The sequence below is a fragment of the Pseudoalteromonas sp. Ld19 genome (assembly GCF_045064135.1).
Taxonomy (GTDB): Bacteria; Pseudomonadota; Gammaproteobacteria; order Enterobacterales; family Alteromonadaceae; genus Pseudoalteromonas; species Pseudoalteromonas aliena.
Genome location: NZ_JBISHA010000019.1, coordinates 156,539 through 173,402 on the forward strand (window position 1 = coordinate 156,539; position 16,864 = coordinate 173,402).

A 16,864-nucleotide genomic window follows, 5' to 3' on the forward strand; every position below is an offset into this window, starting at 1 on the left:
AATCTAGTTCTTCTTAATAATAGTTAATAGGGTGTCTTCGCCTGCTTTTACCTGCGGGTGAGAGTGATGAAACGTACCGAGATGATGGCCGTTTAGTAAAATTAAACTTGCAAGTAAAGGGCTGTCGAGCTCGCGTAAATCAAAATAAGCAAGGCGTTGGCCTTTGATTATTTTACTACCGTTAAGCTGTGCTATATGAGTATGCATTATCGATTGCGAATCGGGGATAGTTAAGTTAATTAAAATCTTTAAACCATTTTTAGCTTGTAATACAAACTCAGTACCTGCGTTTTTTACTTGTAATAAAGTGCCGTCGAACGGCGCTAAAATTTTATGATGTGTTAATTGCACCATTATACCAGGGCCCAATGTACCAAAACGAAACAAAGGCTCAGAGTGTTCATTAAGCTCAAGTACTTTACCTGAAAAAGGGCTGGTAATATTTATGGCATTTTTGGGGATTTTATTTTGCGCTATGTACTGTATTTTTTGAGCTTTCATGATTTATTCGACCACCACGTTGTAACCATCTTTTTTTAGCGCAGTAATAGCCAGAGGTACCGTTTGTTTTTTTACTAGTATGTAATCGGTATCGTAGGTCGAAATAGAAAAGATAGAAATTTTAGCACGCGCTAAGACACCTGAAATATTCGCCATAATTCCTGTTAACGAAAAGCCAAGTGGGCCAATAACTTCAAGAGCTTGCCAGTTTGGCTCTGTGTCTAAGCTGTCTATTTCAAAGTTACTAGGGCAGACAACCGATACTTCGTCATGGGTTTTAGAAATAAAAAATAACGGCAGTGTTAACAGTGCCGCAGGTATGTCGGCATCAACATCTAGACTGTGTATAGATAAAATGGTGCTGTGTAATTGTAATGTTTGTTTTGACATTAAAAACCTGCGAAACAGCAATATAGATAGCTTTATAGTATAGATCATTAGCTTTGAATTAAAGGTGTAACAGTAACTAACCTCATAGTAAGTGAGTAAATTCCCGAAGATAGAAAAACTTACCCACAATTTCTGTGGATAACTGTGGGGGTTGCGGGGTATAAATAGCCTAACTAGTTAATTATTAAATAAATAATAGCTAGGCCATAAAAAACACATGTTAATTCAACAGTTAATTATGTGTCTGCGCCTGTGCTGCTTGAATTGCAGTTAGGGCAATTGTATATACGATATCATCAACTAAAGCACCACGGCTTAAGTCGTTAACTGGTTTGCGCATACCTTGTAGCATAGGACCAATACTTATTAAATCCGCGCTACGTTGTACCGCTTTATACGTTGTATTACCGGTATTTAAGTCAGGGAATATAAATACGGTCGCTTTTCCTGCAACAGGGCTATTGGGCGCTTTTTTAAGAGCCACGTTTTCCATGATTGCGGCATCGTATTGCAGTGGGCCATCAATAATAAGATCAGGGCGTTTTTGCTGTGCTATTTTTGTCGCTTCGCGTACTTTTTCAACATCAGCACCGGTGCCAGAAGTACCGGTGCTGTAGCTGATCATCGCCACGCGTGGCTCTATACCAAATGCAGCGGCTGAGTCGGCTGATTGAATTGCTATATCAGCTAATTGATCGGCGTTTGGATCTGGGTTAATAGCACAGTCACCGTAAACTAATACTTGATCTGGCAGCAGCATAAAAAATACCGAGGAAACAAGCGACGAGCCTGGCGCCGTTTTAATTAACTGTAGAGGTGGGCGAATTGTATTGGCTGTGGTATTAACCGCACCCGATACTAAACCATCGACTTTACCTTGTTCTAGCATCATAGTGCCAAGTACTACGTTATCTTGTAGTTGTTCTTGTGCTACAACAGCTGTTAGACCTTTGCTTTTGCGAATTTCGACCATAGGCGCTATATAATCATTAATGATGCTTTGAGGCTCAATAATACTTACGTGTTCGTTAAGCTCAATGCCTTGCTGCTCGGCAATACGCATTATCTCTTCACGATCGCCAAGTAATATGGTTTTAGCAATACCGCGTTGACCACAAATAGCAGCGGCTTTAATGGTGCGTGGCTCGTTACCCTCAGGTAGTACAACGGTTTTGCCTGCCTTACGTGCTTTATCGGTTAATAAATAACGAAATGCGGGAGGGGATAATTTGCGTGTTTTACCTACGTTTTTGGCTAATGTGTCTAGCCAATCAGAATCAATATGTTCAGCGTTATGATCTTTTACTTTTTCAATACGTTGGTCATCATCGCTGGGAACCTCCATATTAAAGTTATGTAGTAATAATGAGGTACGCCATGTATCAGCGTCAGTAGCGAGTATAGGCAAACCCGTTTGCATTGCTTGTTCACACAAAGCCATAATACGTGGCTCTGGTTCAAAGCCACCGGTAAGTAATATAGCCCCCAGTTTTGTACCATTCATTGCTGATAAACATGCAGCTACGAGTATGTCTGAGCGATCGCCTGGTGTTACCAATAAGGCACCTGGGGTAAAGTAATTTAAAATATTTGACACTGTACGCGCACAAAAAGTAATACGACGCAGACGACGGTGCAGCATATCGCCTTCGTTTATTATCGTTGCTTTTAAATACGCGCTTAAATCTTTTACGCGCGGTGCGACGAGGTCAAAATCCCACGGAATTGCACCAAGTAACATAAACGGGTTTTTTCTAAAAATAGGTAACGACGCTAAACGGTTTAATTCGTTTTCAAGTTCTTCTGGTTTGTAGGTATCAACTAAATCAGCGCGCGCGCGGCCCTCTTCATCAAGTGGTGCATTTACTTTATTAAAAATACAGCCCAGTACGCGAGGGTGGTCAATACCGCCATAGTTCCCAGCTGCAATCTCAAGGCGGTCCTCTATTTGTGTAATGCTGTAATTACCAGGTGTAAGGACAAATACAATGTCTGCTCCCAGTGTTTGTGCTATTTCGCGGTTTACACGCCCAGCGTAAGGCTGACGTCGAGTAGGGACCATACCTTCAATGATGGCCACTTCATCATCGTTTATTTTGCTTTCAAAGCGCTCAACAATTTCTTCAAGTAGGTCGTCACCTTTACCATCGCCAATCATTTGCTCTGCATAATCGAGTGCAAAAGGAGTGGGCGGGTTAATAGGAGAGCCTTGGGTAACTATTTGCGTTGATTTTTCAGGTCCTGTTTCACCCGAGCGAGGCTGGGCAATTGGTTTGAAAAAATTCACTTTCACTGTTTTTTGTTCAAGAGCACGCACTAAGCCAACAGAGACAGAAGTTAAACCAACACCTGTAGATACAGGGATTAACATAATACGACGTGCCATATTAAAGCTCCTTGGCTATATTTGCAGCATCAAGCGCAATAACCCATTCTTCATTTGTAGGCATGACTACAGCTTTGCTGCGTGCCTGTGAAGAACTAATTATGCCTTCTTGGCCAAAGCGAGCATTAAGATTAGCGTGTTGATCGCAATCAACACCTAAAAAGGCAAGTTGGGAAATTACTTTTTCGCGGATAATATCTGAGTTTTCACCAATACCACCGGTAAAAATAATCGCATCAAGGCGTTGTAGTGGAACCATATAAGCAGCAATTTGTTTTGAAAGACGATAGCAAAACATGTCAAGCGCGAGTATTGCTTTTTTATTACCGGCAACAGCTGCTTCTTCAATTGTGCGGCAATCATTAGAAAGCTCGCTGATACCTAATAAACCACTTTTTTGATTGAGTAGGTTATCTATTTGCTGTGCAGTGTAATCGAGCTGCGTGGTTAAAAAGTTAAACAGACCGGGGTCTATATCACCACTACGCGTGCCCATCATAAGCCCCTCTAGTGGTGTTAATCCCATACTTGTATCAACACTTTTACCATTTTTTATTGCACATACTGAGCAGCCATTCCCGAGATGAGCACTAATAAAGTTACTTTTTTCGATTGGTTGATTAAGTAGCTTTGCAGTTTGTCCTGCAACATAGAAGTGGCTTGTGCCATGAAACCCATAACGCCTAACGCCAAATTCTGTATATAACTTATATGGCAGTGCATAAAGGTAAGCTACTTCATTCATTGTTTGATGAAACGCAGTATCAAATACAGCTATTTGTGGTAAACCTTCGAACGATGCCTGTGCAGATGCGATGCCTAATAAATTAGCATGCCCATGCAGCGGCGCAAGCGTTGCAGCTTGTGTAATACCCGCTATGACCTTCTCGTCAATCAATACCGATTGTGTAAAATGCTCGCCGCCATGCACAACACGATGGCCCACAGCAATAAGTTGCTCATCTAAGTTATGATCTTTTATTAGGCTTACTAACGTATCAATAGCCTCGGCATGGGCTTGCTCCGCTGCCAAGTTAATGACTGTTTTAGCGCCGTTAAATTTATATTTTATAGAAGGAGTTGTTGCACCTAAGCGCTCTGCCAAACCCGATATGATTTCGTGGCCTGTGTTTGCATCAATAATGGCAAATTTTAAGCTGGAGCTACCACAATTTAGTACTAAAACGTGTTGTGACTTAGGAGAGGTTGTTGACATAAATTCATTTCCATAAACAAAATTTAGTAAGTGAACGTAAACATTAATCGTTACACTCAAGGTGATAAATAAGGCTAAAATATTTAATTAAGCTAAACTAAAACGTAGCTGAATCAATGCGTAATATTTTACCCCAGTTACGAAATTTAGTTTAGTGTTTTGCACACTTTAACAGCAAAATTAAGCACTTTTACTGATAAAGTAAAAGCCTTTAAAATTGTGTTACACTTTAGAGATAACCCATTTAGTATTGTGTTTTAATAGAGTCACTGTGAGGAGTCATGATGCAAAAAAGTGTGATGTCACAAGTACAAGCGGGGCGGTTGTACGCAAAACAATGGCCAATGAGAAAAGAGTTATCGCCTCTATTTATCGAGTTTAAGATTATTAAAGCCACAGATCTTGCGATCACAGTTATGCCCATTTTAGCCATGCTTACGTTGTTTTTTCAGATAAATTATTTAGGGCCAGATTTTTTACCGCAAGCTATTGCAAGTGCTTTATTTTTTATATCGTTACCGTTGCAAGGCTTATTGTGGCTAGGTAAACGCGCGCAAACGCCTTTAGAACCAGCTATGCAAAGATGGTATAACGATCTTTACACAAAAATGCTTGCCAATGGTTATCAAACACAGCTAAACGAAAAAAAGCCTCGTTATCTGGAGCTTGCAAATCTTTTAAAAGACATGTTTGATAAAATGGATAAAGCGTTTACAAAAGAGCAATTTTAGAGGTTGTTAACTCACAACCTCATTTATCTTAAGCTTTTTTTGTAAACTGGGTGATGTAAAATGATAAGGTGACATTGTGCTCACCTTTTTCTTCGAGTAACGTCCAGTGTTCAGGTCTGAATTTCCACGCAAATGGTGTCATCATAATCAGGTTCTTTACGTCGTTAAAATTAAGCGTTACCTGCTCAGTTAGCAGTATTTGCTGTGCTTGAACAAATCCACTTGGGGTATCTATTTGAGTATGTTCATTAACGTTTTCGTAAATATAATTTTTTAATTCTTTTAAGTGCCAAGGCCCTGGACTTGCAACAATCAGTGTTGCTCCAGATTTAGCAAGTCTAGCCAGTTCTTGTTCAAATAAAGGAGCAAACACACTCACTAACACATCGGCGAACTGGTTTTCAAACGGTGCCTGGCTAATTGATGCAACACTAAATTGACAATTATCATAACGCTTTGCAGCATATTTTATTGCTGACTTTGATATATCTACACCATACACATTAGCGTTTGTTTTATTCGCCAGTGCATGCGTGTAAAAACCTTCCCCACACCCTAAATCAATAATATTGCCTGCATCAAATGTGCTAACTATGTTACCCAGTGCGTGTTGTAAAAAGCGGTAATAACCGCGTTCTAAAAATGTGCGTCTGGCTTGTACCATTTCTAATGAATCGCCTGGCTGCTTAGAGTTTTTTTGCTGTACAGGTAATAAATTGATATACCCTTCTTTTGCCAAGTCAAAACTGTGTTTATTTTCGCAGCTAAGCGTGTTGTTCGTTTTTGTAAGCATGTTGCTACACAAAGGGCAGCGATATTCAAGACTCATGTGTCTAGGTAGTCCTTATCATAAAAAGTTTTTACCCAATGTGGGCGATAAGTGATCATTATAGTAATGGCCATTCCATTTAGCATGGCTTCAGGAAACCAAATTATGGCACTTAAATATACATAGTTATCAGCGAGCTCTTGCCAATTATATTGCCCAATAGCTAAGTAAAATAAGGCACCCAAGCATATTTTTAGACACGCTATGAATCCTGCAGTAATAAAAGCACAGACAAATATATAAACAAAAAAGTGACTAGGTAAATAATGATAACTAACAATAAAAGCTAAGTAGCTAACTATTATAGGTATGAATGCATTAATAAGTATTTGCACCGCGAGTAATTCAAGCTCAATAAGCCCAAAAGCGAATAGTAACGCAGTTGCAAGCAAACTACTTAAAATAGCCAAGCGCCAACCCAGAATTAAAGTGGCTGCGGTTACGCCTAAAATATGTAAATCTAGGCCTGTTAGTATCCCAGCTTTGATCCGCCATAAAAGTGCAAAGACCAGCGCACAAGCAAGTACACCCGTTTGTCGAACGGGTGTAGCAAAAAGCGCTTTATAAGTCGCTTTATCAAAACTGAGTAAACTAAATATTATTACTAGGGCCCAAAGCAACCCTTGTAATTGTACGCTCAACATCATAATTATTTAAACGTTGACCAAATTGGTGCGTGATCTGACGGTTTTTCAATGCCGCGTAGTTCGTAATCAATTCCAGTTTCAATACAACGAGCTGACAAGTCGTTAGTTGCAAGCACCACATCAATGCGCAAACCTCGGTTATCTACAAATCCTTTTGAACGATAATCAAACCACGAATATTGATCGCTTGTATCAGGGTTTTGCTCTCTAAAAGTGTCTTTAAAGCCCCAGTTAAGTAATGTAGCAAGCCACTCACGCTCCACGGGTTGAAAAGAACATTTACCCGTTTTTAACCAACGTTTTGCGTTTACATCGCCAATCCCAATATCTAAATCGGTTGGAGATATATTGATATCGCCCATAACGATAACATCTTGAGCGGGTGTATGGTTTGCTTCAAGGTGAGTCATTAAATCTTTATAAAACTGACGTTTATAAGGGAATTTAGTTTCATGATTAATATTGTCGCCTTGTGGGAAATAGCCATTCATTACGATTAAATCACGACCGTTTTCTTGCTCCACGGTAACGCTGATCATACGTTTTTGTGATTCTTCAGTATCTGTAGCAAAACCTTTTAAGACTGATTTTGGTTCTTTTTTGCATAACATAGCTACGCCGTAATGTGCTTTTTGACCATGGTAATACACGTGATACCCCATGTTTTGCACATCTTCTAACGGGAACGCTTCATCATGAACTTTAATTTCTTGTAAGCCAATCACGTCTGGTTGATGTTTATCAATAATAGCTTGTAACTGGTGAAGACGAGCACGCAGACCATTGATGTTAAAAGAAATCACTTTCATTGGATTTGCCTTAAAATTAGTTCGATTTAATACACCAAATTGTATCAGTAAATACGCTTACATAAAATGACTGAAATGAGAAAATAGCTGCGCAAATGTTGTACAAATGGTGTTTAAAGTTTAAACATTGTTAATGTTCTATTAATTTGTAAAATAAATAAAAAATTCAATTGATATGTGGATTGTTGGTTATATAATGCGCGAAATTATTTAGCAACCACGTTCAAATAGGAACTCTCATGAAAACACAATTAATTCTAGCTGCAGCACTTTTAGTATCAACAACTGTTTCTGCACAAAGTAATTCGTATTTTAGTAAAGACAATAAAATTGAATCTAAATTATGTGTACTAAGTGCAAATGAGGGTTTTACAGCTGCTCGTAAAGTAGCGGCTCAGCATGGTGTATTTTTATCGCGCTTTTCATCAAGCATCTTGTGTAATGGTGAAGATATTCGCGATATCGCCAAAAAAGAAACAGCCAGTAAAGTAACTAAAGCTAAGGTTGAAGTATTTGCTAAAGATGCTCAACAAGAAACACAATTATGCCTTACAGCTTTAAAACAAGGGCTAGCACCAGTTCGTCAAAAGTTAGGTAATGTAGACTCGTTAAAATGTAATGGGCAAACAGTCACTGAATTTGTTAAGCGTTATCAAAACGCCGCTATTTAATCGCTAAAGACTTAAAAAGAGCTCGGTATTTTTACCGAGCTTTTTTTTGTAAAAATTACAAGATTTACTGAAAAGTCTGCAGAAATGATGTGATAAAATAGCTCCTCTCGAAGATGCATTGAATTCATATCATTGATTTAATTGCGCTTTTAATTTTGGCATTAGACTTGTATTAATTAGACTGACATTTATTAATTACAAGGATACGTCTTATGAAAAAGTTAACATTAGCAGCAACAATTTTAGCATCATTGAGCCTAGCAGCTTGTTCTTCACATCAAGGTCTTGATAAAATAGACAGCGATTTTGCAAGTCTGGACAATGACAGCGATGGTTATATTTCAAAAGTCGAAGCAGATGACGATAACATCTGGGAACATTTTTCAAATATTGATACCAATATGGACAATGAAATCAGCCGTAAAGAGTTTAGCACTTACATGCAACTAAATGCCGGTAAAGTTGCGACTGATAGTGATGTGAGCGAGTCGGCATTTAAAGCCGATATTGCTAAATTTGATAAAATTGAAAGTAGTTTTGCAAGTTTAGATAATGACGAAAATGGTTATATCTCAATCGTCGAAGGTAATGACGATGATATTTCAAATCATTTTGGTTATATGGACAAAGATAAAGATAAACGCGTTAGTAAAAGCGAGTTTGTCGGTTATATTGAAAAGTACGGCAGCGCCGTAGCTGAAGATGACGCACTTGAGTCACTTAAACGCAGCTAATTTTTGCTGTTAGATTAATCAAGTTAGAAGCCAGTGATTTTCACTGGCTTTTTTGTGTCTTTAATTTAACTATTTGATAGATATATTTTCCTAGTTTGGTGTTGTTCTGTCATAATAGATGGCTGTGTATTTTTATTTGTTAAGAGTGTGTATGGCGGGTCGGCGAATTAGTGATGAGCAATTAGTTGAGATCATTGAAGCGGCGATTTTTGTTGCAGATAAACCGGTGAGTAAGCGTCATCTTAAAGACGTTGTATTAATGGATTTAGCTGTATCTATGGCGCAAATAAATAATGCAATTGATACAATACAAATACATTTTCAAACTCGTGGTATTCGCTTAGTTGAAGTGGGCAGTGGGTATCGTTTTCAGGCATGCAATAGTCTAAGTCCTTGGCTAAACAACCTGTGGCAGGAACGTGCGCCTAAATACTCACGTGCTTTGCTAGAAACATTATCGCTTATTGCATACAGGCAGCCTATTACACGCGGCGAAATTGAGCAGGTAAGAGGTGTTACTACGGGTTCGAATATTATTAAAACCTTACTCGAAAGAGAATGGGTTAAAGTGGTAGGGCATAAAGAAGTTCCGGGTAAGCCGGCTTTATATGCAACTACTAAACAATTTTTAGATTATTTTTCGTTAACTGGGCTTGAGAATTTACCAGCGTTGCCAACAGAGCAGCAAAGTAAGATTAACCAGTTATTAAGTGATCCTTCTGTGAGAGAACCATCCGAATGAGTATACAAGGTGAAAAGTTACAAAAAGTCCTAGCCCGTGCAGGGGTAGGCTCACGCCGTGAAATGGAAAAATACATTGATGCAAACCGCGTTAGTGTAAATGGTAAAGTCGCAAAGTTAGGCGACCGTGTTGAAGAGGCCGATTTAATTCGCGTTGATGGGCACACAGTAAAAATTGAAGAAAAAGCAGATAGGATTTGCCGTGTTATTATGTATAACAAACCAGAAGGTGAGTTAAGCACACGCAAAGATCCTGAAGGTCGCCGTACTGTATTTGACCGACTTCCTCGCATTGATGGCGATCGTTGGATTGCAGTTGGCCGACTTGATGTTAATACGTCCGGTTTAATGCTGTTTACGAATGATGGCGAGCTTGCAAACCGTTTAATGCACCCAAGCTACGAAGTTGAGCGTGAATACTCAGCGCGTGTGTTTGGCGAGGTAACAAACGAAACCCTGAAAAATTTAATGCGTGGTGTTGAGTTAGAAGATGGACCTGCCAAGTTTACTAGCGTAAAGCCTATGGGTGGCGAAGGTGTAAACCGTTGGTTTAACGTAACGTTAAACGAAGGTCGTAACCGCGAAGTTCGTCGTTTATGGCAATCACAGGATGCTGAAGTATCTCGTCTGATTCGTATTCGTTACGGAAAGTTAGAGCTAGACAAGCGCGTACCACAAGGTGGCTGGATAGAGTATGACTTAGAAACAGTTAACTATTTACGTAAAACGGTTAAATTAGGCCGTGAAACGCAAACCAAACTTTCAGTTATGCCAGAAAAGCGCAAAGATAAACGCGCTAAAATCAACCAAATTCGTAAAGCAGTTAAAAAACACAATCAGCGTGTTAAGCCGACTAAACGTAAGTAACCTGAACTCTGGATAATAAATCTATCTCTAGCAGCTATTTTCAGCGCTAACTGCGTTGAATTTACTTGCAATAGGCCAGCTATTGACGCGTAAATTCGCCTTGTTTTCACTGAAAATCTTTGGCTAGAGAAAATAAATTTAAATATCACCATGATTCAATATGTTAGTAAATCTCTTAACCAGAGTTCAGGTTAAATAATCAATTAGTTATTTATTTAACACAAAAAAGCCGCTAATTACGGCTTTTTTAATGTGTTTTTAAATAACACAGGTCTTAGGCTGAGTTATTTTTTTACCTGAGCATCTAACGATTCGCCATTCACTTCACTAGAATCGTCACTCATTAGATATAAATAGGTAGGCATTAAATCCTCTGGTGTAGCAAGCGCGTCTCTATCTTCACCAGGATATGCAGCAGCTCGCATAGAAGTACGCGTAGCACCTGGGTTAATACAGTTTACGCGTATGTTTGTTTTACCGACTTCGCAAGCCCACGTTTGCATCATACCTTCCACTGCAAACTTTGAGATGGCATAAGGGCCCCAAAATTCACGGCCTTTACGGCCAACACCTGATGATGTGAATACGATTGATGCACTTTCAGATTTACGAAGCACAGGAAACAAGGCTTTAGTGATCATCGCTTGTGCAGTCACGTTTACTTTCATTATGTTTTCGAACGTAGATGAGCAAAAATGTTCAAGTGGGCCGAGCGATCCTAAAATGCCCGCATTGTTGAGCAGCCCATCAAGGCGACCAAATTGAGATTCAATTGTTGCTGCAAGGTCACGGTAGTTTTGTTTTGTAGCGCCTTTTAAATCCATAGGCACAATTGCTGGCTTAGGATAACCCGCATTAACAATTTCATCGTAAACACATTCAAGTTTATTAGTTGTTTTCCCTAATAAAATAACAGTCGCGCCGTATTTCGCATAGGTAATTGCCGCGACGCGTCCAATGCCATCACCGGCGCCTGTGATCAAAATAACTTTGTCTTTAAGTGCATTTTCAGTTGCTTGATATGTGTGCATAAAAGTACCAATCTATATAATTTTTTTAATTTTAACATAGCAAAACGTGAAGTAATCGAATTTATTGTAAAATTAGGTGGCGAAAATAGAAACTTTACGTTAAGTTTAACTGGTCTAATGTCTCATTAATAATCTGATTACATTGTTTTAACCTAATACACTGATAAAAAACACTATAAAAATAAAATATGTGCGGAGCCAATAATATGAAAAAAATGCTACTTTCACTCTCGGTTACGGCTGCTTTAGCAGGATGTGGCGGTGGAGAAACGCTAAAAGATGTTAAAAATGATACAGCCCCTGTTATTCCTACAGCTACGGTAAAGTTTGATCCTGCTAAAGGAGTTATTTCTGTACCAAATGATTTATTAATGAGTGGTACCCGAGATGGTACCCTTAATATCCCAGATGAGCTTAACTCAGCGGGTGTGTCTATCACTCGTGCAGAATATGCAAATCCACAATTTGCAATAGGTGCACTCGATGGTTGGTCTACGCAAGTTCCTTTTAAGATAGATTTAACGTTTCCACCTTCAATAAGCTTAGACGAAGTATCAGCGGGTACACCAGGCTCAGTTCGTATTTTTGAAGTGATTATGGGTGCAAGTTTAACCGATGAGGAATGTGGTCAAGCCCCAGCGGGGGCGGCATGTAAGCTTATTGGTGAACTTACTTTTGGTGTTGACTTCATCACGAAAGCATCGGGTGATGCGGTAGCGATTATCCCTTTAAAACCATTTAAAGCGGGAAGCTCATACATCAATGTATTAACGACTGAACTAAAAGATTCATTAGGGCGCTCAATAGAGCCATCTTCTACTTATGGGTTAGTCAAACAAGAAGTGCCACTCGTTACCGCCGCACAACTTGCGTTGCAAGGTGCAGTAAATAGTTACGAAAATGTAGTGGTGAGCTCAGGTAATATTACTAAAGATGAGATTATTTTTTCTGCTGCAATGACAATGCAATCAGCGGGACCAGTACTTGGTACAATCAAGCAACTGCTAGCGGTAAGTCTACAACAACCAAGCATGCCAACACCTGCTATACAAGTACCAGCTCAACCAATGGTAAATGTTCAAGATGTATTCAAAAGCCAAGGAGTAGAGGTTTCTGCTGCTTTTTCGGGTGTGCAATACCAAAAAGGTAGCATCATGTTACCTATGTACCTAGGGACTCCAACAGGCTCAGCGATCAGCGATTTAAACGATACATATTGGCAAGGTATGTGTGACAACGCAGTCGTAGTATCAGGGTATAAAGCACAGGCAGGTGATGCTTTCCCAGCCGAGCCAATTAGCGTGAATGATGGCACATGTGCCGCATTAAGTGGTGGCAAACTGCGTGATTTAGGTCTAGATAGCACGCGTCATTTAACCAAATATAATACCATTCCAAAAATGCAAAGCATGGCCAATGTGCCAGTGCAAGTAACTAAGCCTATTTTACCTATAATTAATGGTGTACGTGCACAACTACAGCTACCTGCTATCGAAATGCCTGAAAATGGTTGGCCTGTTGTTATTATGCAACATGGTATCACTACGCAAAAAGAAAGCATGCTGGCGTTAACTGCTCAGCTTTCAATTCAGGGGTTTGCAACGGTCGCTATTGACCACCCTCGACATGGTGAGCGTGGTATTGATGTTGATGGCGATGGAAAAGATGACTTTAATGCGACAACAGACTCAGTACTGAGTTACATGAACTTAAGCTCATTGCTCGTTGCACGTGATAGCTTACGTCAATCAGCTGCCGATTTATTAGGTTTGCGTCTGGGCTTGAACTTTATCAACGATGCGACTATCAATAGTAAAGATGTTACCTACATCGGGCATTCACTAGGGTCTATTGTTGCGCCGGCATTTATTGCTCAAGCTAACAGCCCAATGGCTGAATCGATTGACCCACTGTTCAAGGTTAATACTGTTGCATTAGCAAGCGGCGGCGGTGGCGTTGCTAGTTTCTTACTAGAATCGGGCGCATTTGGCCCATTTGTACAAGGTTCTGTTCTTTTATCTTCAGGCACTACGGAGTCTGCTGAATTTGGCGCATTTACACAAGGTCCAGCTATCTCTAACTGTGGAGTAGCAGATTATAGTAGAGCCTTTACTTCATGTGCTTTTAAAGAATATGTTACTGCGCTTACCGTCGCAGGAGAAACAAGTAAGCTTGCAAATATTCAAGGTGTGATGACTAAATTTGCTTTTGCAGCACAAACAACGCTCGATAGTGGTGATCCGACTAATTATGCTGCAGCTGTAAAAACACTCGAAACACCGATTTATATGAATGTTGTTGTGGGTGATGGTGTTAATAATAAAGCGGATCAAGTTATTCCGCCTACCACAACGATTAACCCAATTGCAGGCAGCCTTCCGCTAGCAAACTTTATGGGCTTAGAAACGGTAAGTACATCGCAAGCGCTAAGTGCAACGCCTTCTAGCTATTTAGTTAAGTTTACCAAAGGGCACCACGGTTCAATTCTTACACCTGCACCAAATGAAGAAGCCGGTGCTGATGCTCAAGGAAGTGCAGCGGCTAATGCCGAGATGCAGCTACAAGTTGCAACCTACCTCGCCGCTCGCGGTCGTATGTTGGTCGTAACAAACAGCGATGTTGTGACTGATTAATAACCAGCAAAAAAATTAACCTTTCAAAGCCACTGCAAAGTGGCTTTTTTTTGTCTTAAAGCATGCTAAATTAGCTGAAATTTATTAATGGAGAAACCAGTTGGAATTTTTATACGAATACGGTTTGTTTTTTGCTAAAACAGTTACTTTTGTTATTGCTATCGCGATTATTTTAATGTTGATAGTAGGTGCTGCTGTTAAGCCGAAAGCTAAAAAAGGTGAGATACAAATAGATGATATATCAGAGCAATTAGTCGAACTCAAAGAAAGTTTTTTACAAAATACGCTTGGTAAAAAAGAACTTAAGGCACACCACAAGCAGCTAAAATCACAAAGTAAATTAGCCGATAAAGAAGAGCCTAAACCTCGTTTATATGTTATTGATTTTGTAGGAAGTATGGATGCTCACGAAGTGGAAAGCTTAAGAGAAGAAATCACTGCAATTATCTCTATTGCTGAGCCTAGTAAAGACAAAGTCCTTATTCGTTTAGAAAGTGGTGGTGGCGTAGTGCATGGCTATGGCCTTGCTGCTTCTCAATTACAACGTATTAAGAATGCGGGCATTCCTTTGAGTGTTTCAATTGATAAAGTGGCTGCTAGTGGTGGTTACATGATGGCATGTGTTGCAGATGAAATACTCGCAGCTCCGTTTGCCATTGTTGGCTCAATCGGTGTTATTGCACAAATTCCTAACTTTAATAAAATATTAAAGAAAAATGACGTGGAATTTGAACAAATAACCGCAGGTGAATTTAAACGCACATTGACATTGTTTGGTGAGAATACGGATAAAGCCCGTGAAAAATTTCGTGAAGAAATTGAGCAAACACATGACTTATTTAAAACATTTGTGAGTACGCAACGTCCTAGCTTAGACATGAGCTTAGTCGCCACTGGTGAGCATTGGTTTGCAACTCAGGCCATTGAAAAAGGCTTGGTCGACGTAATAAAAACAAGCGACGATGCCTTATTAGATCAGCAACATGAACGTCAAATATATAAAATTAAATACAAAGTTAAAAAAGGACTGAGCGATAAGCTAGCGCTTGGCTTGAGTAGTGGCGTAAACAAAGTCGGGATAAACTTACTTTCTAAATTTAAGTCCCTAAATCCTTAGATTAGAATTTTTAACCTGAGAACAAGCTAATTATTTTTACTCGAAAAAAACCTTGATGGATTGCATCAAGGTTTTTTATAGCTGTATAAATGTAGCTTATGAGTCAATAGATTTATGATAATCTTCTAAGTCTTTAGCTGCGTTAGGGTCATTGAATACGCTTTCATCAAGTTCTCCTTCAGATTTAGCCACAACACAAGTCACCATACAATCGCCCGTTACATTTACCGCAGTACGGGTCATATCAAGCAATCTATCTACACCAATTATAATAGCGATACCTTCAACCGGTAAACCAACTTGGTTAAGCACCATTGCTAGCATAATTAAACCAACACCAGGCACACCTGCAGTGCCTACAGAAGCAAGCGTAGCGGTTAGAATAACCATTAAATAATCAGAAATAGTTAAATCAACACTAAATACCTGCGCAATAAATACGGTTGCAACACCTTGCATAATAGCGGTGCCGTCCATGTTAATGGTAGCACCTAAAGGAATAGTGAAAGAGGCGACAGAATTGCTAGCGCCTAGCTTTTTAGTGGCGGTTTCAAGTGTAATAGGCATGGTTGCACTAGAGCTTGATGTACTAAACGCAAATAAGCACGTATGTTTCATTTTTGCCAAGAAAATAGCAGGGCTTAGTCCTGTGAGAAGTTTTAGTAAAAGCGTGTAATTTACAAATGCATGTAACAGTAGGGCTAAAACAACAACAAAAAAGTATTTTGCTAAGCTTACAATTAGATCCAATTCTATAGTAGTAAAAAGCTTAGCCATTAAGAAAAATACACCGTAAGGTGCAATGTTCATTAATAATGTGACTAATTTTAAGATTACAGTGTTTAAATCTTCAAATACGGCCGTTACTCGTTTACCAGCTTGGCCGCTTAACGCCATAGCAATACCAAATAATAAAGCAAACACAATTACCTGTAACATATTACCTTTAGCCATTGCTTCAAATGGATTCGTTGGGAACATGTCAATGATAACTCTTGCAAGTGTAGGAGCTTCTTTTGCATCATAACTTGCTTGAGAGGGAAGGCTGATCCCTTCACCTGGATTAAATAACAATGCCAGTGATATAGCAACGGTTATAGCAATTGCAGTGGTTAATAAATAAAGGCTAATTGATTTACCGCCTAAACGACCTAACTTTTTTGGATCGCTAAGGCTACAGGTGCCACACACTAGTGAAACAAAGACCAAGGGAACAACCAACATTTTTAAGCTGGCAATGAATATTTGTCCACCTACGTGAAAAATACCATCTACAAAAAAGGCTTTAATTGGCAAAGAGAATAATCCAAGTGGGATTAGATAATCGTCTTCACCAGCTAAAATAGCCTGAAATATAAAGCCTACTATAACCCCGAGGCCCATGCCTATCATGATGCGGGTGGTTAAACTCATTGAACGGATTTTTGACATATACCCTAATCTACTTTAAATAAATTTTGCCATAGACTACCAGTCTATAAATATTTATACAGAAAAAATTAGTATTTATTGAAAATTATTTTATATAAAAAAGTAATAAAAAACGGAGATTTTAAACTAA

General features: G+C 39.2%; 16 protein-coding genes. 7 read left to right on the forward strand and 9 right to left on the reverse strand.

Translation table 11 applies throughout. The features are described from left to right. Positions 1-3 precede the first annotated feature (3 nt). The 4 genes from ACJJVZ_RS10535 to ACJJVZ_RS10550 all read right to left on the reverse strand — a co-directional run bounded on the left by ACJJVZ_RS10535 (position 4) and on the right by ACJJVZ_RS10550 (position 4,493). The gene (locus ACJJVZ_RS10535) at positions 4-501 is read right to left on the reverse strand and encodes a PTS glucose transporter subunit IIA (RefSeq protein WP_077537805.1); all 498 of its coding nucleotides are present in this window, start codon (positions 499-501) and stop codon (positions 4-6) included. 3 nt (positions 502-504) lie between these two features. Further along, positions 505-891: an ACT domain-containing protein gene (locus ACJJVZ_RS10540; protein ID WP_138584935.1), complete on the reverse strand. Its 387-nt coding sequence runs from the start codon at positions 889-891 to the stop codon at positions 505-507. Between the two features lie 232 nt (positions 892-1,123). Next, a complete protein-coding gene (gene pta / locus ACJJVZ_RS10545) occupies positions 1,124-3,277 on the reverse strand; it encodes a phosphate acetyltransferase (protein WP_193155290.1) in 2,154 nt (717 codons plus the stop codon). 1 nt (position 3,278) lies between these two features. Continuing rightward, positions 3,279-4,493, reverse strand: coding sequence for an acetate kinase (locus ACJJVZ_RS10550; RefSeq protein ID WP_405600270.1), 1,215 nt, complete (start codon positions 4,491-4,493; stop codon positions 3,279-3,281). A gap of 284 nt (positions 4,494-4,777) precedes the next feature. Between ACJJVZ_RS10550 and yfbV the strand changes: the two genes are divergently transcribed. Then, the gene (gene yfbV / locus ACJJVZ_RS10555) at positions 4,778-5,224 is read left to right on the forward strand and encodes a terminus macrodomain insulation protein YfbV (RefSeq protein WP_405600478.1); all 447 of its coding nucleotides are present in this window, start codon (positions 4,778-4,780) and stop codon (positions 5,222-5,224) included. Positions 5,225-5,252: 28 nt separating this feature from the next. Here yfbV and ACJJVZ_RS10560 read toward each other — a convergent pair whose 3' ends face one another. From ACJJVZ_RS10560 to xthA, 3 genes are read right to left on the reverse strand one after another with little or no spacing between them, the layout of a single operon-like run. Next, positions 5,253-6,053 carry a putative RNA methyltransferase gene (locus ACJJVZ_RS10560; RefSeq protein WP_405600272.1) on the reverse strand — a complete coding sequence of 267 codons (801 nt, stop codon included), beginning with the start codon at positions 6,051-6,053 and terminating at the stop codon, positions 5,253-5,255. Next, the gene (locus ACJJVZ_RS10565) at positions 6,050-6,697 is read right to left on the reverse strand and encodes an energy-coupling factor ABC transporter permease (protein WP_405600480.1); all 648 of its coding nucleotides are present in this window, start codon (positions 6,695-6,697) and stop codon (positions 6,050-6,052) included. The genes ACJJVZ_RS10560 and ACJJVZ_RS10565 overlap by 4 nt, the downstream gene beginning before the upstream one ends. A 5-nt stretch (positions 6,698-6,702) precedes the next feature. Next, the gene (gene xthA / locus ACJJVZ_RS10570; RefSeq protein ID WP_405600274.1) at positions 6,703-7,509 is read right to left on the reverse strand and encodes an exodeoxyribonuclease III; all 807 of its coding nucleotides are present in this window, start codon (positions 7,507-7,509) and stop codon (positions 6,703-6,705) included. 239 nt (positions 7,510-7,748) lie between these two features. Here xthA and ACJJVZ_RS10575 point away from each other — a divergent pair, with 239 nt between their 5' ends. The 4 genes from ACJJVZ_RS10575 (at position 7,749) to rluB (ending at position 10,522) form a co-directional block, all read left to right on the forward strand. Beyond that, positions 7,749-8,180, forward strand: coding sequence for an exonuclease III (locus ACJJVZ_RS10575; RefSeq protein WP_138586070.1), 432 nt, complete (start codon positions 7,749-7,751; stop codon positions 8,178-8,180). 212 nt (positions 8,181-8,392) lie between these two features. Next, entirely contained in the window at positions 8,393-8,914 is a 522-nt protein-coding gene (locus ACJJVZ_RS10580; RefSeq protein WP_405600276.1) for an EF-hand domain-containing protein, read from the forward strand. A 151-nt stretch (positions 8,915-9,065) separates the two neighbouring features. Further along, positions 9,066-9,656 (forward strand): SMC-Scp complex subunit ScpB, encoded by a 591-nt coding sequence (gene scpB / locus ACJJVZ_RS10585; RefSeq protein WP_193155295.1) that lies wholly within the window; start codon positions 9,066-9,068, stop codon positions 9,654-9,656. After that, positions 9,653-10,522: a 23S rRNA pseudouridine(2605) synthase RluB gene (gene rluB, locus ACJJVZ_RS10590; RefSeq protein ID WP_405600279.1), complete on the forward strand. Its 870-nt coding sequence runs from the start codon at positions 9,653-9,655 to the stop codon at positions 10,520-10,522. Before scpB ends, rluB begins: the two co-directional genes overlap by 4 nt. A 284-nt stretch (positions 10,523-10,806) precedes the next feature. Here rluB and ACJJVZ_RS10595 read toward each other — a convergent pair whose 3' ends face one another. Continuing rightward, positions 10,807-11,553 (reverse strand): YciK family oxidoreductase, encoded by a 747-nt coding sequence (locus ACJJVZ_RS10595; RefSeq protein ID WP_405600281.1) that lies wholly within the window; start codon positions 11,551-11,553, stop codon positions 10,807-10,809. 206 nt (positions 11,554-11,759) lie between these two features. Between ACJJVZ_RS10595 and ACJJVZ_RS10600 the strand changes: the two genes are divergently transcribed. Further along, positions 11,760-14,186, forward strand: coding sequence for a VolA/Pla-1 family phospholipase (locus ACJJVZ_RS10600; RefSeq protein WP_193155298.1), 2,427 nt, complete (start codon positions 11,760-11,762; stop codon positions 14,184-14,186). A 100-nt stretch (positions 14,187-14,286) separates the two neighbouring features. Beyond that, positions 14,287-15,303 carry a protease SohB gene (gene sohB, locus ACJJVZ_RS10605; RefSeq protein WP_193155299.1) on the forward strand — a complete coding sequence of 339 codons (1,017 nt, stop codon included), beginning with the start codon at positions 14,287-14,289 and terminating at the stop codon, positions 15,301-15,303. A gap of 96 nt (positions 15,304-15,399) precedes the next feature. Here sohB and ACJJVZ_RS10610 read toward each other — a convergent pair whose 3' ends face one another. After that, a complete protein-coding gene (locus tag ACJJVZ_RS10610) occupies positions 15,400-16,734 on the reverse strand; it encodes a dicarboxylate/amino acid:cation symporter (protein ID WP_193155300.1) in 1,335 nt (444 codons plus the stop codon). Between the last annotated feature and the right edge of the window lie 130 nt (positions 16,735-16,864).

Excerpts from the sequence above, each read along its gene's own strand:
- ACJJVZ_RS10535 (WP_077537805.1), bottom strand. The coding sequence starts at position 501 with ATGAAAGCTCAAAAAATACAGTACATAGCGCAAAATAAAATCCCCAAA.
- ACJJVZ_RS10540 (WP_138584935.1), bottom strand. The coding sequence starts at position 891 with ATGTCAAAACAAACATTACAATTACACAGCACCATTTTATCTATACAC.
- pta (WP_193155290.1), bottom strand. The coding sequence starts at position 3,277 with ATGGCACGTCGTATTATGTTAATCCCTGTATCTACAGGTGTTGGTTTA.
- ACJJVZ_RS10550 (WP_405600270.1), bottom strand. The coding sequence starts at position 4,493 with ATGTCAACAACCTCTCCTAAGTCACAACACGTTTTAGTACTAAATTGT.
- yfbV (WP_405600478.1), top strand. The coding sequence starts at position 4,778 with ATGCAAAAAAGTGTGATGTCACAAGTACAAGCGGGGCGGTTGTACGCA.
- ACJJVZ_RS10560 (WP_405600272.1), bottom strand. The coding sequence starts at position 6,053 with ATGAGTCTTGAATATCGCTGCCCTTTGTGTAGCAACATGCTTACAAAA.
- ACJJVZ_RS10565 (WP_405600480.1), bottom strand. The coding sequence starts at position 6,697 with ATGTTGAGCGTACAATTACAAGGGTTGCTTTGGGCCCTAGTAATAATA.
- xthA (WP_405600274.1), bottom strand. The coding sequence starts at position 7,509 with ATGAAAGTGATTTCTTTTAACATCAATGGTCTGCGTGCTCGTCTTCAC.
- ACJJVZ_RS10575 (WP_138586070.1), top strand. The coding sequence starts at position 7,749 with ATGAAAACACAATTAATTCTAGCTGCAGCACTTTTAGTATCAACAACT.
- ACJJVZ_RS10580 (WP_405600276.1), top strand. The coding sequence starts at position 8,393 with ATGAAAAAGTTAACATTAGCAGCAACAATTTTAGCATCATTGAGCCTA.
- scpB (WP_193155295.1), top strand. The coding sequence starts at position 9,066 with ATGGCGGGTCGGCGAATTAGTGATGAGCAATTAGTTGAGATCATTGAA.
- rluB (WP_405600279.1), top strand. The coding sequence starts at position 9,653 with ATGAGTATACAAGGTGAAAAGTTACAAAAAGTCCTAGCCCGTGCAGGG.
- ACJJVZ_RS10595 (WP_405600281.1), bottom strand. The coding sequence starts at position 11,553 with ATGCACACATATCAAGCAACTGAAAATGCACTTAAAGACAAAGTTATT.
- ACJJVZ_RS10600 (WP_193155298.1), top strand. The coding sequence starts at position 11,760 with ATGAAAAAAATGCTACTTTCACTCTCGGTTACGGCTGCTTTAGCAGGA.
- ACJJVZ_RS10610 (WP_193155300.1), bottom strand. The coding sequence starts at position 16,734 with ATGTCAAAAATCCGTTCAATGAGTTTAACCACCCGCATCATGATAGGC.